The sequence below is a fragment of the Nocardia sp. bgisy134 genome (genome assembly GCF_057708325.1).
Genome location: NZ_JBYIRW010000019.1, coordinates 1 through 16,985 on the forward strand (window position 1 = coordinate 1; position 16,985 = coordinate 16,985).

Annotated in this window: 14 protein-coding genes and 1 pseudogene; 9 read left to right on the top strand and 6 right to left on the bottom strand. The window is 68.5% G+C overall.

From position 1 onward, the window contains the following. The 4 genes and pseudogenes from AC3ERS_RS28280 to AC3ERS_RS28295 form a co-directional block, all read left to right on the top strand. Positions 1-415: pseudogene (locus AC3ERS_RS28280) on the top strand (pyridine nucleotide-disulfide oxidoreductase); the annotation flags it as partial. Positions 416-924: 509 nt separating this feature from the next. Next, positions 925-1,794, top strand: a complete 870-nt coding sequence (locus AC3ERS_RS28285) for an amidohydrolase family protein (RefSeq protein WP_431971145.1) — start codon at positions 925-927, stop codon at positions 1,792-1,794. A 280-nt stretch (positions 1,795-2,074) separates the two neighbouring features. After that, on the top strand, positions 2,075-3,367 hold the full coding sequence (locus AC3ERS_RS28290) for a glycosyltransferase 87 family protein (protein WP_431971146.1): 1,293 nt from the start codon (positions 2,075-2,077) through the stop codon (positions 3,365-3,367). A 73-nt stretch (positions 3,368-3,440) separates the two neighbouring features. Then, entirely contained in the window at positions 3,441-4,079 is a 639-nt protein-coding gene (locus tag AC3ERS_RS28295; protein ID WP_431971147.1) for a class I SAM-dependent methyltransferase, read from the top strand. Positions 4,080-4,240: 161 nt separating this feature from the next. On the opposite strand, the gene fgd is transcribed toward AC3ERS_RS28295, so the two are convergent. Continuing rightward, the gene (gene fgd, locus AC3ERS_RS28300) at positions 4,241-5,251 is read right to left on the bottom strand and encodes a glucose-6-phosphate dehydrogenase (coenzyme-F420) (RefSeq protein ID WP_431971148.1); all 1,011 of its coding nucleotides are present in this window, start codon (positions 5,249-5,251) and stop codon (positions 4,241-4,243) included. Positions 5,252-5,545: 294 nt separating this feature from the next. Here fgd and AC3ERS_RS28305 point away from each other — a divergent pair, with 294 nt between their 5' ends. Continuing rightward, the gene (locus AC3ERS_RS28305; RefSeq protein ID WP_431971313.1) at positions 5,546-6,301 is read left to right on the top strand and encodes an HAD-IIA family hydrolase; all 756 of its coding nucleotides are present in this window, start codon (positions 5,546-5,548) and stop codon (positions 6,299-6,301) included. A gap of 149 nt (positions 6,302-6,450) precedes the next feature. Here the strand turns inward: AC3ERS_RS28305 and AC3ERS_RS28310 are convergent, their stop codons facing one another. The 3 genes from AC3ERS_RS28310 to AC3ERS_RS28320 all read right to left on the bottom strand — a co-directional run bounded on the left by AC3ERS_RS28310 (position 6,451) and on the right by AC3ERS_RS28320 (position 8,070). Further along, the gene (locus AC3ERS_RS28310) at positions 6,451-6,906 is read right to left on the bottom strand and encodes a MarR family winged helix-turn-helix transcriptional regulator (RefSeq protein ID WP_431971149.1); all 456 of its coding nucleotides are present in this window, start codon (positions 6,904-6,906) and stop codon (positions 6,451-6,453) included. Then, on the bottom strand, positions 6,903-7,532 hold the full coding sequence (locus AC3ERS_RS28315; RefSeq protein WP_431971314.1) for a type 1 glutamine amidotransferase family protein: 630 nt from the start codon (positions 7,530-7,532) through the stop codon (positions 6,903-6,905). The genes AC3ERS_RS28310 and AC3ERS_RS28315 overlap by 4 nt, the downstream gene beginning before the upstream one ends. 88 nt (positions 7,533-7,620) lie before the next feature. Then, positions 7,621-8,070: an RpiB/LacA/LacB family sugar-phosphate isomerase gene (locus AC3ERS_RS28320; RefSeq protein ID WP_431971150.1), complete on the bottom strand. Its 450-nt coding sequence runs from the start codon at positions 8,068-8,070 to the stop codon at positions 7,621-7,623. A gap of 685 nt (positions 8,071-8,755) precedes the next feature. On the opposite strand from AC3ERS_RS28320, the gene AC3ERS_RS28325 reads away from it, so the two are divergent. Continuing rightward, on the top strand, positions 8,756-9,871 hold the full coding sequence (locus AC3ERS_RS28325; RefSeq protein WP_431971151.1) for a hypothetical protein: 1,116 nt from the start codon (positions 8,756-8,758) through the stop codon (positions 9,869-9,871). Next, the gene (locus tag AC3ERS_RS28330; RefSeq protein WP_431971152.1) at positions 9,844-10,101 is read left to right on the top strand and encodes a hypothetical protein; all 258 of its coding nucleotides are present in this window, start codon (positions 9,844-9,846) and stop codon (positions 10,099-10,101) included. Before AC3ERS_RS28325 ends, AC3ERS_RS28330 begins: the two co-directional genes overlap by 28 nt. 57 nt (positions 10,102-10,158) lie before the next feature. Here AC3ERS_RS28330 and AC3ERS_RS28335 read toward each other — a convergent pair whose 3' ends face one another. After that, positions 10,159-10,665 carry a nitroreductase/quinone reductase family protein gene (locus AC3ERS_RS28335; protein WP_431971153.1) on the bottom strand — a complete coding sequence of 169 codons (507 nt, stop codon included), beginning with the start codon at positions 10,663-10,665 and terminating at the stop codon, positions 10,159-10,161. A 99-nt stretch (positions 10,666-10,764) separates the two neighbouring features. Between AC3ERS_RS28335 and pta the strand changes: the two genes are divergently transcribed. Beyond that, complete coding sequence (gene pta / locus AC3ERS_RS28340; RefSeq protein ID WP_431971154.1) at positions 10,765-12,837, top strand: phosphate acetyltransferase; 2,073 nt, start codon at positions 10,765-10,767, stop codon at positions 12,835-12,837. A gap of 126 nt (positions 12,838-12,963) precedes the next feature. Continuing rightward, on the top strand, positions 12,964-14,172 hold the full coding sequence (locus AC3ERS_RS28345; RefSeq protein ID WP_431971315.1) for an acetate/propionate family kinase: 1,209 nt from the start codon (positions 12,964-12,966) through the stop codon (positions 14,170-14,172). 239 nt (positions 14,173-14,411) lie between these two features. On the opposite strand, the gene AC3ERS_RS28350 is transcribed toward AC3ERS_RS28345, so the two are convergent. Further along, positions 14,412-16,979, bottom strand: a complete 2,568-nt coding sequence (locus tag AC3ERS_RS28350; RefSeq protein WP_431971155.1) for a serine/threonine-protein kinase PknG — start codon at positions 16,977-16,979, stop codon at positions 14,412-14,414. Between the last annotated feature and the right edge of the window lie 6 nt (positions 16,980-16,985).

Here is a 16,985-nt window from a genome sequence, read left to right on the forward strand (position 1 = left end):
GCAGAACATCAACCAGCTGCCGTTCGACGATCAGGCGGGCACCGTGCCCAACGAGGCGGGCCGCGTGATCGCCGACGAGAACGCCGACGGCCCGGCGCGCTACCTGCCCGCCACTTACGTCACCGGCTGGATCAAGCGCGGCCCGGTCGGCCTGATCGGCCACACCAAGGGCGACGCCAACGAGACCATCGCCTGCCTGCTCGACGACGCCCCCGGCTTCGCTCCGGCGGAGAACCCGGACCCGCAGGCCGTCCTCGAGTTCCTCGAGGGCAAGGGCATCCCGTTCACCACCTGGGCGGGTTGGTACCGCCTCGACGCCCACGAGCGCGCACTGGGCGAGCCCGAGGGCCGCGAGCGCGTCAAGGTCGTCGAGCGCGAGGACATGCTCCGCGCCAGCGAGCCGCACAAGGTGTGAGCAGGTGTACCTGCTCATGGTGTGGTTCTCCACATGAGCACCTGCCAACGGATAAGACCAGGTTGCTTGTGTGCCCTCTACGCACATGAGCACCTGCGGCACATGGGCACCTGCCGCACATGAGCACCTGCGGCACATGGGCACCTGCGGCACATGAGCACCTGCGGCACATGGGCACCTGCGGCACATGAGCACCTGCGGCACATGAGCACCTGCGGCACATGGGCACCTGCCGGGCGGCACATGGGCACCTGCCGGGCGGCACATGGGCACCTGCGGCACATGGGCACCTGCCGGGCGGCACATGGGCACCTGCCGCACATGAGCACCTGCCGGGGCAGGTGCTCATGTGCGTAGACGGCGCACGAGCAGCCCCTGTCTTTCCGTTGCAGGTACTCATCCGGAGAACCTCCCTGTGGAAAGGTTCACCTGTCGAACCTCCCTGTGGAAAGGTTCACCTGTCGAACCTCCCCGTGGAAAGGTTCACCTGTCCCTGGCATTCTGTACAAGTGTTCGATGCCCATGTCCACATCATCGATCCGCGGTTTCCGCTGATCGAGAACGAGGGCTACCTGCCCGACCCGTACACCATCGCCGACTATCGAAAGCGCATGTCCCGCTTCGACATCGGCGGCGGGGCCGTGGTCAGCGCGTCGTTCCAGGGGACCGATCAGGCCTATCTGAAAGCGGCGCTGGCCGAGCTCGGCGAGGGATGGGTCGGGGTGACCAGACTCGACCTGGATGCCTCCGACGAGGAGATCCTCGAACTCGATCGCGTCGGCGTGCGGGCGCTGCGCTTCAACCTCAAGCGCGCCGCCGCCGACATCACCCAGATGACATTGCAGGCGCTGCGCGCCCACGAGCTCGCCGGCTGGCACGTCGAGCTGTACATGGACGGCCAGATGCTGGCGTCGCTGCAGCCGGTGATCTCCAAGCTGCCCGCCCTCTCGGTCGACCACCTCGGGATGTCCGACGAGGGCCTGCCGTACCTGCTCGACCTCGTCGACCGTGGCGCCCGCGTGAAGGCGACCGGTTTCGGGCGGGTCGAGATGAATGTCGCCAACACGCTGCGCCGCATCCACGCCGTGAACCCGCAGGCGCTGATGTTCGGCACCGACCTGCCCGGCACCAGGGCCGGACGGCCGTTCCGTGACGCGGACGTCGATCTGATCTGCGACGTGGTCGGCGTCGACATGTATGCGGTCCTGGAGGACAACGCCCGCGCCTTCTACCGCCTCCCGGCCAGGGAGCGTCCGACGTACGACCCAGCTCCGACGCTGCCACTGCACCGCACGGAGCAGCCGACCCTCCCGCTGCGCCGCGACGAACTGCCGAGAATCCAACCGGCGGATACGATTCCGTTTCCCGTGATCGAATGAGCTTGTGCTGCGGCTGATCGGCGCGGTTCGGAGTCCGAATCCGCTGCCGCGCAGGTGATGTCCGCCGACGCGGCCGCCACCGTCCGGACGGCGGCGGTTATGGTCGAAGTTGATGAGGCTCGGTAACGAACGTCGCTGCGAAGGCTCCGTAGACACGGAGGACCGTCACGACGCAGGCATCGATCAGTTGCATCGCCACGGCTCGAACAAGGCTGTGCACAGGCGTTTTCCCTCGTCGCGAGCGGCGCGAAGACCGGGCGCCGTGCGCGAATCGGCCTGTGTGAATAGACAGGTCGCGCCGTCCGCCCGGCTCGTCGCCTCGCCGACCAACGCGACGCTGCTCCTTCTGCTCGGCTGCGCGATCGTCGCGGTGACATTGATCTTCACCACCGTCGATCCCTGGCTCGACAAGGCGGGCATCCTGGTCGGCGGGCTCGACGTGCACGTCTATCGGGACGGCGCCTGGCGCGTCCTGCACGATCAGCCCCTCTACACCGAGCCGACTCTCCGCGGGCTGCTCTACACCTACACCCCGTTCTCGGCGATCGTCTTCCTGCCGACCAATCTCATACCCTGGCAATTCCTCAGCCCGCTCTGGCTGACGCTCAACCTCGCCGTGCTGTTCAGTTGCATCATGCTGAGCTGGCGGCTGCTCGGCTACCGGTTCACCGGGCGGCTGGCGGCGGGCAGCGCCCTGCTCACGCTCACCTGCACCTTCATCGAACCGGTTCGCACCACGCTGTTCTACGGTCAGATCAATCTCGTCCTCATGCTGCTGGTGCTCTGGGATTTCTCGCGCGCGGATCGCAGCAGACTCCGCGGCATCGGCGTCGGCGTCGCGGCGGGCATCAAACTCGTGCCGCTCTATTTCGTCGTCCAATTGCTCGCGTCGCGGCAGTGGCGCGCGGCGGGCACGGCAGCGCTGACCTTCCTCGCCTCCGTCGTGCTGACCTGGTTCGTGCTGCCCGCCGATTCCAGCAGGTACTGGACGACGACCTTCTTCCAGTCCGAGCGCATCGCCCCGGACACTCACCCCGCCAACCAATCCCTGCGTGGCGTCCTCGCCCACCTGACGCACGGCCCCGCGCCGCTGTGGCTGTGGCTGCTCTTGGCGTTGCCCGTGCTGGCCGCGGGCATCGTCGCCGCCACGGCCCTGCATCGGCACGGGGAGCGGCTCCTTTCGGTCACCCTCGCCGGACTGACCGCTTGTGCGGTCTCGCCGTTCTCGTGGGGGCACCACTGGGTGTGGTTCGTACCGCTGCTCGTCTACCTGGTGCACCGGGCGCAGGTGAACCCGCGCTGGTGGATTGCCGCCGCTGTGCTGTACCTGTCGATCGGCGGCTGGACCTACCACTGGAGCGAAACCTGGGTGAGCGTCGGCGTTTTCCTGCTGCCGCCGTCCTGGCCCGTCGCGCCGCTGCTGATGAACGCGTACGTCATCGCGTATCTGGTGACGCTCGGCGCGGTCGCGTTCATGGTCCGCCGCCTGGCCCGGTCCGCGGCGCAGAGCGATCGAGATGAACCAACGAGACCGGGCGGCAAGAACTTCGACTGCTCGTCCGCCGACCGGTGAACGACAGCACCGATTCGCGCCGGGTCGCGCGTCGGCGTTCCGTTCCGCGCCGGTGGTCGCGATGATGGTCGGCATGCGGATCGCAGATCGTTTGTGGGACTCGGTCGCCTCGCAGTTGGGGCGGCCGGACGGGGTAGCAGGACGCGTGGTCGGCCGAATTCTCAACCGCGGCAACTACGCCACCGTGGCCGCCGCCGTCGCGGCCACGGAAGCGGGTGCGGGCGCGACGGTGGCCGATATCGGCTTCGGCGGCGGCATCGGCCTCCACGAGTTGCTGGCCACGGTCGGCGAGACGGGCGCTGTGCACGGCGTGGAGATCGCACCGACCATGCTCGATGAGGCGAGCAAGCGGTACCGCGCCGAAATCGCCGCGGGCAGGCTCGTGCTCCACACCGCGGCCATGCACGAAATGCCCTTGGCCACGGCATCACTGGACGCGGCGATCAGCACCAACACCGTCTATTTCATCGACGACTTAGCCCCGGCGTTCGCCGAGCTCGCGCGGGTGCTGCGGCCCTCGGGCCGGGTGGTGCTCGGCATCGGCGATCCCGCCGACATGGCCCGAATGCCGTTCACCGAGAACCGCTTTCGGTTGCGCCCTATCGCCGAGATCGCCGAACGACTGGAAGCCGCTGGTTTGGCGGTCCAGGAAGACCGACGTATCCGCAACGGCCGCATGGAATTCCACCTGTTGGTCTGCGAAAAACACTAGATCTCGCCCGGATCGGCACGACGTCGCTGCTGGAGTTCGTCGCGGCGAATCCGCATCGCGAACTGGGCTCCGTCGCGCCTACGCCATGCCGGGAAGCCAGAGTCTTCACGCGCTTCGCAGAGGCCGCAGCCCCTGCGAAGCGTGTAGAAGTTCTGTGAGGCTCAGCCGAGCTTGCGAAGGCGGGGGGCCAGGTCGCGCTGGAAGAGGTCGAGGAAGCGGCGCTGGTCGTGGCCGGGGGCGTGGAAGACCAGGTGGTTGAGGCCCGCGTCGAGGTAGGGCTGGATCTGGGCGACCGCCTCGTCGGGGTCGCTGGCGACGATCCAGCGCTTGGCGATCTGCTCGATGGGCAAGGCGTCGGCGGCGGCTTCCATCTCGATCGGGTCGGTGATGCTGTGCTTCTGCTCGGCGGTCAGCGACAGCGGCGCCCAGAAGCGCGTGTTCTCCTGCGCCAGTTCGGGATCGGTGTCGTAGGAGATCTTGATCTCGATCATCCTGTCGATGTCGTCGACGCTGCGGTCCGCCTTGGCGGCGCCCTCGGCGACGGCGGGCATCAGCTTCTCGGTGTAGAGGTCCATGCCCTTGCCGGAGGTGCAGATGAAGCCGTCACCCGCGCGGCCCGCGTAACGCGCGACCAGCGGGCCGCCCGCGGCGATGTAGATCGGGATGCCGCCCTCGGGCACGTCGTAGATGGACGCGCCGACCGTCCGGTAGTACTGGCCGTCGAAATCGACGCGATCGCCGGTCCACAGCGCGCGCATCAGGTCAACCGATTCGCGCAACCGGCCGAAACGTTCCTTGAATTCCGGCCATTCGCCGGTGTAGCCGGTGGCGATCTCGTTGAGCGCCTCGCCGGTGCCGACGCCGAGCATGACGCGGTTCGGGTATAGGCAGCCCATGGTGGCGAAGGCCTGCGCGATCACCGCGGGGTTGTACCGGAAGGTCGGCGTGAGGACCGAGGTGCCGAGCTGGATGCGCTTGGTGCGCTCGCCGACCGCGGCCATCCAGGCCAGCGAGAACGGTGCGTGCCCGCCCTTGTGCCGCCAGGGCTGGAAGTGGTCGCTCACCGTGGCGCTGTCCAGGCCGTGCTCCTCCGCGAGCACCGCGATCTCCACCAGTTCACGCGGTCCGAACTGTTCCGCCGACGCCTTGTATCCGAGCCTCAACTCACCCATGTGCGCCACTCCTGTCGCTTCGCTGTGCGGGTGCGGCCTTCCGCATCCCGTCGGTCGTTCGGACGAGCCGATCGGTGCCGCATCCCGTGGGCCGAGCGAGATCGCTCCGCCGCATCGGACGGACGGGCACGCGCGATCGGGTTCTCGCACGGCCTGCTTCGACCATAGTCAGGGCGGAGTCGGAGTGTGTGACCGGCCGCATCTGTGCCCGGTCCGATGCGCTCACGTGCCTCGATAACCGACAATTGTCTGGTGACCGCAGATGATGAGCCGATCCTGTCCTACCTGACCGATATGGACGGGGTGCTGGTGAGCGAGGAGCACCTGGTGCCGGGCGCCGACGAGTTCCTCGCCGAACTGCGCGCCAAGGAAACGCCGTTCCTCGTGCTCACCAACAACTCGATCCGTACACCGCGCGATCTGCAAGCGCGGCTGCGTCAGACGGGGCTCGACATCCCCGAGGAGGCCATCTGGACCTCCGCACTGGCCACCGCCACCTTCCTCAACGATCAGCGCCCCAACGGAACCGCTTACGTGGTGGGCGAATCCGGGCTCACCACCGCGTTGCACGAGATCGGGTACGTGCTCACCGACAGCGACCCCGACTATGTCGTGCTCGGCGAGACCCGCACCTACTCCTTCGAAGCCATCACCACCGCCATCCGGCTGGTGGAACGCGGCGCCCGTTTCATCGCCACCAATCCGGACGCCACCGGCCCGTCGCGCGAGGGCGTCCTGCCCGCCACCGGCTCGGTCGCCGCGTTGATCACTCGCGCGACCGGGCGCGAACCGTACTACGTCGGCAAGCCCAACCCGCTCATGATGCGTTCGGCGCTGCGGCGCATCGGCGCGCACTCGCAGTCCACCGTGATGATCGGCGACCGCATGGACACCGACGTGATCTCCGGACTGGAGGCGGGCATGCGCACCATTTTGGTGACCACCGGCATTTCGACCCGCGCGTCCGTCGAGCACTACCCGTACCGGCCGACGCGGGTCATCGACTCGGTCGCGGATCTGGTCGGGCGCACCGACAAGCCGTTCGATTGAGCCGATTTTCGCGTGCGCTCACCGCTGATCCGCGTTCGGTGAGCGCGGTGTCCGCCGCTGGCAGGCGCGCCAGTGATTCGGTGGTGCATGCGAGCTCCTGCGCGCCGAGTTCGGCGGCGGGCCGGTCGGCGGCGAGAGTCCGGCGACCGCTAGTCTTCGCGCTCGGTGATTGCGTCGACCGCCGCGGACAGCCGGGTCAGCGCCTCGACGACGCGGGCGAAGTCGTCCGCGCCGAGTTCGGCGGCGAGCCGGTCGGCGATCACCGCGTGCCGGGGATTGATGCGCCGGACGGCCGCATGGCCTTCGTCGGTGACGGCCACCAGCTTCGCGCGGCGGTGCGCTGGATTCGAGCGGTATTCGGCGAGTCCTTTGTCCACCAGCAGGTCCGCGATGCGCTGCACGCTCTGCCGGGTGATGCCCATGGCGCGCGCGATGCCCGCCACCGGCAGCGGCTCGCGAAGCACCGCGCCGAGCACCTGCCACCACGCCGCGGTCAGCCCGGCGGGCTTGGCCAGTTCCTCGGCGATGGCGAGGAACTGGCCGTTGAGCCGGAACGAGGTGATCGCGGCGATGCTGAACAGCTCCTGCTCCGGTGTCTCGGTCATGCCTGCGACGCCGCCCTGTCATAGGCGTCGAGCACCGCGTACGCCGCAGGATCGCTGTGCGCGAAGAGCCGGTACCAGGCGTCGAGGATGTGCGGTTCGTAGACGCCCAGCAGTCCGAGTACCTCGCGAGCGAACTCGAACGGCGCGGTCGCCGAGGCCGTGACGACATTGCCGTCGGTCACCGCGGGCTGCTCGACGTAGCGGTCCGCGCCCGCGTAACCGCTGTAGGCCAGGAACTCGGCCACGTTGCTGGTGTGCGCCTTGTCGTCCAGCAGGCCCTCGTTCGCGAGTCCGAAGGTCGCGCCGCAGATGGCCGCGACCGGTACGCCCACGTCGAGGAATTCGCGCGCCATGCGAGCGAAAGGTGTGAGTTCGCCGGTCATCCAGGTGTCGGCGCCCGGCAGGATCAGCATCGCGCTCTCGGCGGGGGACAGCTCGGCCAGCGTCAGATCGGGCGTGATCCGCATGCCGCCCTTGGTGGTGATCGGGTCGCGGGTGAGCCCGACGGTCTTGACCTCGAAGGTGCCGGGCGCGACCTGCCAGGCCGGATTGTTGATGTGCGCGGTGGCGGCTCCCACCTCCCAGTCGGCGAGGGTGTCGTAGATCGCGGTGTGCACTGTCTTCATCGGCATGACAGTATCCTGTCATATTTGACAGGATACTGTCAATAGATCGGGTATGCGATGGGAGTCGTGCGTGGTCCGTGAGCCGAGCTCAGTGCCCCCGCTCGATCTTGGTCAGGTGCGCGATATTGGCCCGGTCGGCCGCGTCCGTGCTGGGCTCGCCCGCGAACCAGGCGTCGAGAATCTCGGTGAGCTCGGCCGCCGAGGTCGAACGCAGGCTCAGCGCAAGCACATTCGCGTCGTTCCACTTGCGCGCACCCGCGGCGGTCGTCGCGTCACCACACAGCGCGGCACGGACGCCCGCCACCTTGTTGGCCGCGATGGACGCGCCGGTCCCGGTCCAGCAGCAGACGATCGCCTGGTCGGCGCGGCCCTCGGCGACATCGCGCGCCGCGGCCTCGCTGGCCCACGCCCAGTCGTCCCGCTCGCTCTCCGACAGCGCGCCGTGCGTGAGCACCCCGTCGAACCCGCGCCTCCCCAGCTCGTCGACCAGTTCCTTTGCCACGCCAACGCGCTCGTCCGCCGCCACCGAGATTCGCATGTCACCACGATAGGGCGCGACGTGGCTTCGGGGAGCGGGTAACGGATCGTCGTCCTCTTACTGGTGTCGAAGTGTTGGCGAGGACCGGCCAAGGCTGCCTCGATAGGTAACGAATTGATAACCTACGCGCTGAGGTGTGCACGCTGTTGTCGCCTGGACACCTGCTTTGAACTGGGTTTGGACGCCTGGGCAACCGCGGAAGCTCTGTAACAGTTTCATAACGACGCACCTTCGGCTCCGGCTATCCGAAGGTCGATGGACCGCACCTGATCGCAGCAGGCAGCGGCCGGAATCGAAGATCACCGCCCACAGCCGACACCCTCGGGGCAGGTTCCCTTCTGGGAGTTGTACGCGGCGGTCATCCTGGCGGTCCCCGTCGGCTTTCTGGTCGACTGGCCGACTGCAGTTCAGGTGCTGCTGACCATCTTCGCCGGCCTCATGGCCACCCGGATTCCCCGGCAGTAACAGGCGAAGAAACGCTGACACCGCTGCCCCGGGACATCCGCCCGGGGCAGCATGGCGCGAGCCTCCCGGCTCTGCTCTGCGTTCGTGGCCGGTGGGCGGCGGCGCAGGCTCTCGAGGCGGCGCCGCGTACGCCGACGGCGAAACCACTACGCGCTGAAGCCGATTCGCATCGATAATGAGCCGCGACTACCGATGCTCGAGAGGCCGGAGGGTGAACCGGATGGACGATGTACTGCTGACCCCGCCAGACCTCGACGAGGTGCAGCTCCTCGCGCGCGGTGTGGTCACGGCCGCGCAGGGGGAGGACGGTCTGACACCGTTGCAGCAGTTGCTGATTCCCGCGCTGTTCCTGTCAATGACCGGTCACCCGGTCGAGTTGGCGACAGTAGAGCCCATCACCGCACCGGAATTCGCGGTCCGATTGGCTCGGCGCAACCGGATCTTCCGTGCACGGATCGTGCAGACCATGCTGCTGTCTGCGCTGGTGGTGCGGCCGCTGCCGCCGGTGGTCGCGACCCGGTTGCGGGAGTTCGCCGACGCATTGGACGTCGACGACGACATGATCGCGGTGGCGCACAAGTACGCCGAAGGCGCCATCGATCTCGCCGCGGTCGATTTCGCACGCAACGGATACCTCGGCGGCCTCGACCCGCGCAGGCTCACCGCGCTGCACACCGAGAGCCTGGACAGTTCCTGGGGTCAGGTCGGCGACGATCCGGCGCTGGCCGCACGCTGGGCGTCGCTGCGTGATCTGCCGGTAGGGACCCTCGGCCGCGGCGTCGCGGACTTCTACCGCGATCGCGGCTTCGTCACCCCGGGTCTGCCCGGTTCGGCGCCGCCACTGCTGGCCCAGCACGATTGGGTGCATGTGCTCGCCGGATACGGCACCACCTTGGAAAACGAGATCGAGGTCTTCGCTTTCATGGCGCGCGCCAACGACGACCCGCGCGCTTTCAGCCTGCTCGCCATGGTGGTCTCCCTCTTCGAAACCGGCTACCTCCACGCCGGCGCCGGCCTGTTCGAGGCCAACGAGGGCCACCTGCGGACCGCGGGCATGGCCACCCGCCTCGCCGACGCCATGCGCCGCGGCGCCCTCACCAAGGGCAGCCACGATTTCCTCGACCTGGACTGGTTCACCCTCGCGGACCGCCCGATCACCGTGGTGCGCAACGAGATCGACCTGACGCCCAAGTCGTCTGCCGCGGTCGCCGCCGGATCGGTCGGCCCGTGGGACGGCGGCGGCATCACTCCGTTCCAGCTACATTCCGCCGAGCAGGCAGCGGAAGCCGATGGCCGACCCTATGTCCCATGGCAACCCGACCCCTCGCGCGATTGATCGGTGGCCGATCGAAATCCCGGCACCGCAAACCCGAGGACTTGCGCCGGTACTTCAAACCCTCACCGGTGGTCATGCGCGATCTCACCGCGTCGTCGGACCCGGTCCACGCCGGGCAGCTCGCACCGGATCGCCCGTGGGCGGTGGACCGAGTGGGCGGTGTGCGCTCCGGTTCCGAGCCGACCGCCTGCCGGACCGAGCAGCTCACGGCCAATAGTGCGATGGGCTGATCCGGCGAGACAGGTCGACTCCGGCAGGGACGAGCGGGACCTCGCCGCCCGACCGACTCAGGCGCGAGTCAGCGCGAAGATGCGCAGATCGCGGGTGGTCCGGTCGCGGTAGGCGGCGTACGCGCCGGTCACTTCCACGAACCGCTGGAAGATCGGCTCCTTGGCCTCGCCCTCGACCGAGGTCGCGGTGACGCGGATGCGTTCGCCCGCGATGGCGACCGTCGCGTTCGGGTCGGCGAGCAGGTTGGTGGTCCAGGCCGGGTGGTGCGCTTGGCCGAAGTTGCTGCCGATGACGTACAGGGTGTCGCCGTCGTGCACGTACAGCAGCGGCTGGGTGCGCGGCTGACCCGATTTGCGACCCGTGGTGGTCAGCAGGATGACCGGCGCGCCGATCGGTCCCAGAATCGTGTACTTGGCGTCGGTGCGCTCCAGCACCCGGCGGTCCAGCGGGGTGATCTTGCGAATCACCCAGGACCCCGGTTCGGTCGCCGCGAAACGGTTCGCCACGCGGGACAGGATGCTGGTGCGCGAACCCCACTGCCGGTCCGGGAACTGCGTCGTCATACGCCGGAATATAGGCGAGGTCGCGGCCGAACGTGATTTCCCGAATATTTGCCATCGGTTGGCCGGGCCTCGGCGTGGCGGCTCACTAAGCTCGGGATCATGGTCGAATCCGCTCCGTCCACCGTCTACATCGCCTCGCCGGAGGGCGACACCGGCAAGTCGACGGTCGCGCTCGGCGTGCTGCAGATGCTGTGCGCCACCACCGCGAGGGTCGGGGTGTTCCGTCCGATCACCCGCTCGACCACCGAGCCCGACTACATCCTGGAGCTGCTGCTCGAGCACAGCACCGCCGACATCGACTACGCCCAGGCCGTCGGCGTCACCTACGAACAGGTGCACAGCGATCCGGACGCCGCCATCAGCGAGATCGTGATGCGTTTCCACGACGTGGCCAAGGTCTGCGACGCGGTGGTGGTGATCGGCAGCGACTACACCGACGTGGCCAGCCCGAGCGAGCTGCGTTTCAACGCGAGGATCGCGGTGAATCTCGGCGCGCCGGTGCTGCTCGTGGTGCGCGGTTCCGATCGCACTCCGGCCGAGGTCAGGCAGCTGGTCGAGCTGTGCGCGAGCGAGCTGCACCAGGAGCACGCGGCGCTGGTGGCGATCGTCGCGAACCGTTGTGATCCGGACGATCTGAACGAAATCTGTTCCGTCCTGAGTGATTTCGATGTTCCGTCCTGGTCGCTGCCGGAGGTGCCGTTGCTGATCGCGCCGACCATGGCCGAGCTGTGCGAGGCGGTCGACGGCGAAATGTACAGCGGCGACCATGAATTGCTGCAGCGCGAGGCGCTGAAGGTCATGGTCGGCGGCATGACCGCCGAGCACATCCTCGAACGCCTCGTCGACGGCGTCGTGGTGATCGCGCCGGGCGACCGCTCCGACGTGCTGCTGAGCGTCGTGAACGCCCATGAGGCCGAAGGCTTTCCGTCGCTGTCCGGCATCATCATGAACGGCGGCATGCTGCCGCATCCCGCGGTCGCGCGCCTGATGGCGGGCCTGAAACAGAAGCTGCCGATCCTCACCACGAGCTTGGGCACCTACGACACGGCCAGCGCCGCGTACCGCACCAGGGGCCGGATGTCGGCGGGCAACCCGCGCAAGGTGAACACCGCGCTCGCCCTGATGGAACAGCACGTGGACGCGCCGGAGTTGTTGCGGCGCGTCAGCGTTCCGCGCAGCTCCGTGGTCACCCCGCAGATGTTCGAGTACCAGCTGATCGAGCAGGCCAGGGCCGATCGCAAGCGGATCGTGCTGCCCGAGGGCGACGACGACCGCATCCTGCGCGCGGCGGGGCGCGTGTTGCAGCGCAAGATCGCCGATCTGGTCGTCCTGGGCGACGAGTCCGCCATCCGGGCCCGCGCCGCCGAACTCGGCGTCGACATCTCCGAGGCCGAGGTGCTCGACCCGCGCACCTCCGGCTACCTGGACGAGTTCGCCGCCGAGTACACCGAACTGCGCAAGCACAAGGGCATGACGCTGGAGCGGGCCCGCGAAACCGTCTCCGACATCTCCTATTTCGGCACCATGATGGTCCACAAGGGCATCGCCGACGGCATGGTCTCCGGTGCGGCGCACACCACGGCGCACACCATCCGGCCCTCCTTCGAGATCATCAAGACGGTGCCGGGCGTCTCCACCGTCTCCAGTGTGTTCCTCATGTGTCTGGCCGATCGGGTGCTCGCCTACGGCGACTGCGCTGTCGTCCCCGACCCGAGCTCCGAACAGCTGGCCGATATCGCGATCTCCTCCGCGCAGACGGCCGCGCGGTTCGGCATCGACCCGAAGATCGCCATGCTGTCCTACTCCACGGGCGAATCCGGCAGCGGAGCCGACGTGGACAAAGTGCGGGTGGCGACCAAGCTGGTCCGCGAGCGCGCCCCGGAACTGTTGGTGGAGGGCCCGATTCAGTACGACGCGGCGATCGAGCCGACGGTAGCCGATACGAAGCTGCCCGACTCCGAGGTGGCCGGGCGAGCCACGGTGTTCGTGTTCCCGGATCTCAACACTGGCAACAACACCTACAAGGCGGTGCAGCGCAGCGCGGGCGCCATCGCGATCGGCCCGGTGCTGCAGGGCCTGCGCAAGCCGGTCAACGATCTCTCGCGCGGCGCGCTGGTCGCCGACATCGTCAATACCGTGGCGATCACCGCCATCCAGGCGCAAGGGCAGTGAGGCTGCGTACTCGCGTGGAGACTGGGCACTCGCCCACCAGGAACAAACGTGCGGTGAGCAGGGTTGCCGCGGGTAGGGGCCGCGCGCCGGGACGGTGCGAGGTCGCAAGGAGACGCAGGAGGCATGATGAGCAACGCGGCCGATGACCTTGTGCTGGTGATCAATTCCGGCTCGTCGTCCATCAAGTACCAGCTGCTCGACCCGGAGACGGGCGCCGTGGCGGCCTCCGGTCTGGTGGAACGGATCGGGGAGCGGGAGGGCGCCGTCGAGCATCGCGCAGGGGGCCGCACTATCGAGCGCACCGAGGCGATCGCCGATCACAAGGCCGGGTTGCAGGTGGTGTTCGACCTGTTCGCGGAAACCGGTTACGACCTGAGCGGCGCGGGCGTGCGGGCCGTCGGGCACCGGGTGGTGCACGGCGGGGAAGTGTTCTACGAGCCGACGCTGATCACCGACGCGGTGGTCGAGGAGATCTCGAAGCTGTCCGCCCTCGCCCCGCTGCACAATCCGGCCAATGTCACCGGAATCGAGAGCACCAGGGAGCTGCTGCCCGGTGTGCCGCAGGTCGCGGTGTTCGATACCGCGTTCTTCCACGGTCTGCCCGAGGCGGCCAGGACATACGCGATCGATGCGAAAGTCGCCGCCGCGCACGGCATCCGCAGGTACGGCTTTCACGGCACCTCGCACGAATACGTGTCGGGCCAGGTCGCCCAGGTGCTCGATCGCGACCCGGAAACCTTGCGCCAGATCGTGTTCCACCTCGGCAACGGTGCGTCCGCGTCGGCGATCCGCGGCGGCAAGCCGATCGACACCAGCATGGGTCTGACGCCGCTGGAGGGGCTGGTGATGGGTACCCGGGGCGGCGACATCGACCCTGGCATCATCGGTCACCTGGTGCGCTCGGCGCACTTCGACATCGATCGGATCGAGGAACTTCTCAACCGCAACTCCGGCATCAAGGGCCTGTCCGGTGTCAACGACTTCCGTGAACTGCAACGGTTGATCGACGCGGGCGACGCCGCGGCCCGGCTGGCCTACGACGTCTACATCCACCGGCTGCGCCGCTACCTCGGCGCGTATCTGATCGAGTTGGGCGGCGTCGACGCCATCACGTTCACCGCGGGAGTCGGCGAGAACAGCCCCCAGGTCCGCGCCGACGCGCTGGCCGGTCTGTCCGGTTTCGGCATCGAGGTCGACCCGGCGCGCAACACCGCCGCCAACCGCTCCGCCCGGCTCATCTCCCCGCCGGACGCCCCGGTCGCGGTCCTGGTGGTCCCGACCAACGAGGAACTCGCCATAGCCCGCGCCGCCAGGCAGGTGGTTTCGGAGCGGTAGGACAACAGCTCTAGAAAACCTCACGGATTCCTCATGGTCGCCCCGCCAGCATGGACAGCGGATCGGGGTCCAGGTATCCGAGGAGCCCCGCGAGCCGTAGGGAGCGATGCCCTCGCCTCCCACAGCCGCTCCGGCTGCCCCCGGACCGGCGCGCCCCGCGGGACCTCCCGGCCGCCGACTGCTCCCGCGCCCGGATCCGGCCCGGCCGCTGTTCCGCCGCAGCGGCCGGGTTTCTCGGGTCAGAACCAGGTTTGGGCGCGGATGCTGTTGGCGAGATCCACCAGGGCATAGCGATGTTTGCGCCCGGGCGCGTGGCGAGCGAGGGCGCGCAGCCCCGATTCGGTGCCGTCGCGCAGATCCCGTTCGGTGAACGTCGCGCCGAACAGCTCGGCATCGGGGCGTTTCGGGGTGTTGCCCGCTTGCAGCCAGGTCAGTGCGGCGCCGAGGACCAGCACGCGCATCTGGAGCGCGCGGCTCTCACCGGCGGGCAGCGTCTGCACGCGCGAGGCCGCCACGTGCAGCGTCGACTCGTCGAGCTCGGCCACCGGGGACGCCGTGAGCTGCAAGAGCACTGCGGTCATCCGCGCCGCGGCGTAACACCGTGAGAAGCTGGGGACCTCGTCGAGCGCGTCCACCGCGGCCTCGACCCCTCCCGCCGCCGCGAGCTGCCTGGCCAGCCCGAATGCCGCGCTCACCACCGCCTGGTCGGTGCGCCAGACGGTGCCGTAGAACTTCTCCGCGTAGGCCCGCCACTGCTCCGGGTCCTCCGAATCCCAGTGCTGCAGAATCAGTTCCGCAGTCGCGGCGAGGGCGAGCTTGGGTGCGATCTCGCCGGGCAGCACGTGCAGCACCGCCTCGAAGGCCGCGAACGCCCGCTCGTAGTTCTGCTCTCGCAGCTCGGCGAGCCCGGTGTACCAGTCGATCCGCCAGTCGTGCGCCGGTATTCGGGACAGCAGGTACAGCACCGCGGCCGACTCGTGCATGTCGAGCCGCAGCCTCGCCTCGGCGAGGGAGAGTTCCAGATCCAAAGTCTCCGGGGCGTTCTCGGGGTCGGCGGCGGCGCGTTCGCGAGCCTCGTGCAGCGCCTCGAGCGCCTGCCGTGGCTCCGTGTGCACGGCGACGGCGAGCAGGGGAGCGGACGGGTCGGCGGCGTCCATCAGCGGAATCGGCAGCGCCGCCGCGATGTCCGCGGAGCGCAGCAGGCTGCTGCGGCCGATGCCGTCGGCGTAGGCGTCGGTCTGGCTGATCAGTTCCTCGGTGCCGAAGCTGGAGCGCTGTGGACTGAACACTGTGGACAACTGTGGATGCTCGGCGCCGGTGTCCAGCGCGAGGATCTCCCGCAAGACGCCCGACAGCTGGGCGGCCATCGCGCGGGCCGAGCCGAACCGGCGCGCAGGGTCCGGATCGGTCGCGGTGAGCAGCAGGCGGTGGAAGAACTCGTAGCGTTCCAGCACGGGTTGTTGTGCCGGATCGGGAATGCCGTCCAGGTAGCGGCCGTGCTCCATCGGCAGGTTCAGGGTGAGCACGGCGAGCGTCCGCCCGACGGTGCAGATGTCGGAGGCCACCGTCGGACCGGTCCTGGCGATCTCCGGGGCCTGGAATCCCTTGGTGCCGTATAGGTTTCCGTATGCCTCGATGGTGGTGACCGCGCCGAGGTCGATCAGTTTGACCTGGTCCTCGGTGATCATGATGTTGTCGGGCTTGAGATCGTTGTAGGCCAAGCCGATCGAATGCAGGTAATCCAGCGCGGGCAGGATCTCCAGCACGTAGGCGATCGCCTCGGCGACCGGCATCCGCGTCGGCCGCTCGTAGCTGTCGAGCACCGCGCGCAGTGAACGCCCGCCGACGTACTCCATCACGATATAGCCGATCGGGGAGCCGTCCTGGCCCGGGTGCTCGACGAAGTTGTGGATCTTGACGATGCTGGGATGGGCGACCTCGGCGAGGAATTGACGCTCGGCCACCGCGACCGCCTGCGCTTCGGCGTCGCCCGCGTGCAGCAAGCCCTTCAGCACCACCCATCGGTCGCTGACGTTGCGGTCGATCGCGAGGTAGATCCAGCCGAGTCCGCCGTGCGCCAGGCAGCCCTGGACCTCGTACTGGCCGGAGACCATATCGCCGGGGTGCAGCGAAGGACGGAAATCGTAAGGCGCGTCGCAGGTCTCGCAGGCGCCTGCCGTCGTCGCCGGGCGCACCGCGGTCGCTCGGCCGACGGGATTGCCGCAGCGCCAGCAGAAGCGCCTGCCCTCGGAGACCACCGGATTCGTGAGCACCGCCGCCATCGGGTCCGTGGGCGGGACCGTCGGGATCGACACCAAGCCGCCGCCGAGCCTGCGCACCGAGGGCCGGGACCGCGCGGTGCGCACGCTGCGGCCCGAAGTGCGCGATGCCCCAGCGGAATCCGGCTCGGAGCGGGGGGTCTCGTCGCTGACTTCGGCGGCCATCGTGCCCGGCGGTTCGGCGAACGCCATGGTGCCGGTCGGTTCGACGGTTCGGTCCTGAGGTCGCGCCGCGGCGGTCGCGGCTGCGCGTGCCGCGGTATCCCCGGACGCCGTCCGGTGGTCCCGTACCGGCCCGGTGGGCCCGTCGTCGTCGGTGTGCGAGGACGAGGGACTCAGCTGGGTGGCCGGTCCTTCGTCCTCGGAATGCGCTGTGCCGCTGGCTGTTCGGCCACGGCCCGGCACGGGCGTGTCGGACGAGCGGATCGTCGGCGGCGCTTCGGCGTTCTCGGGTTCCGAGCCAGAAGGCCCGGAACCCATCGGCTGGTCGTCGTCCGGTCGCGGGAAGGGGAGGTATCGCGTGGTCATCGCTCC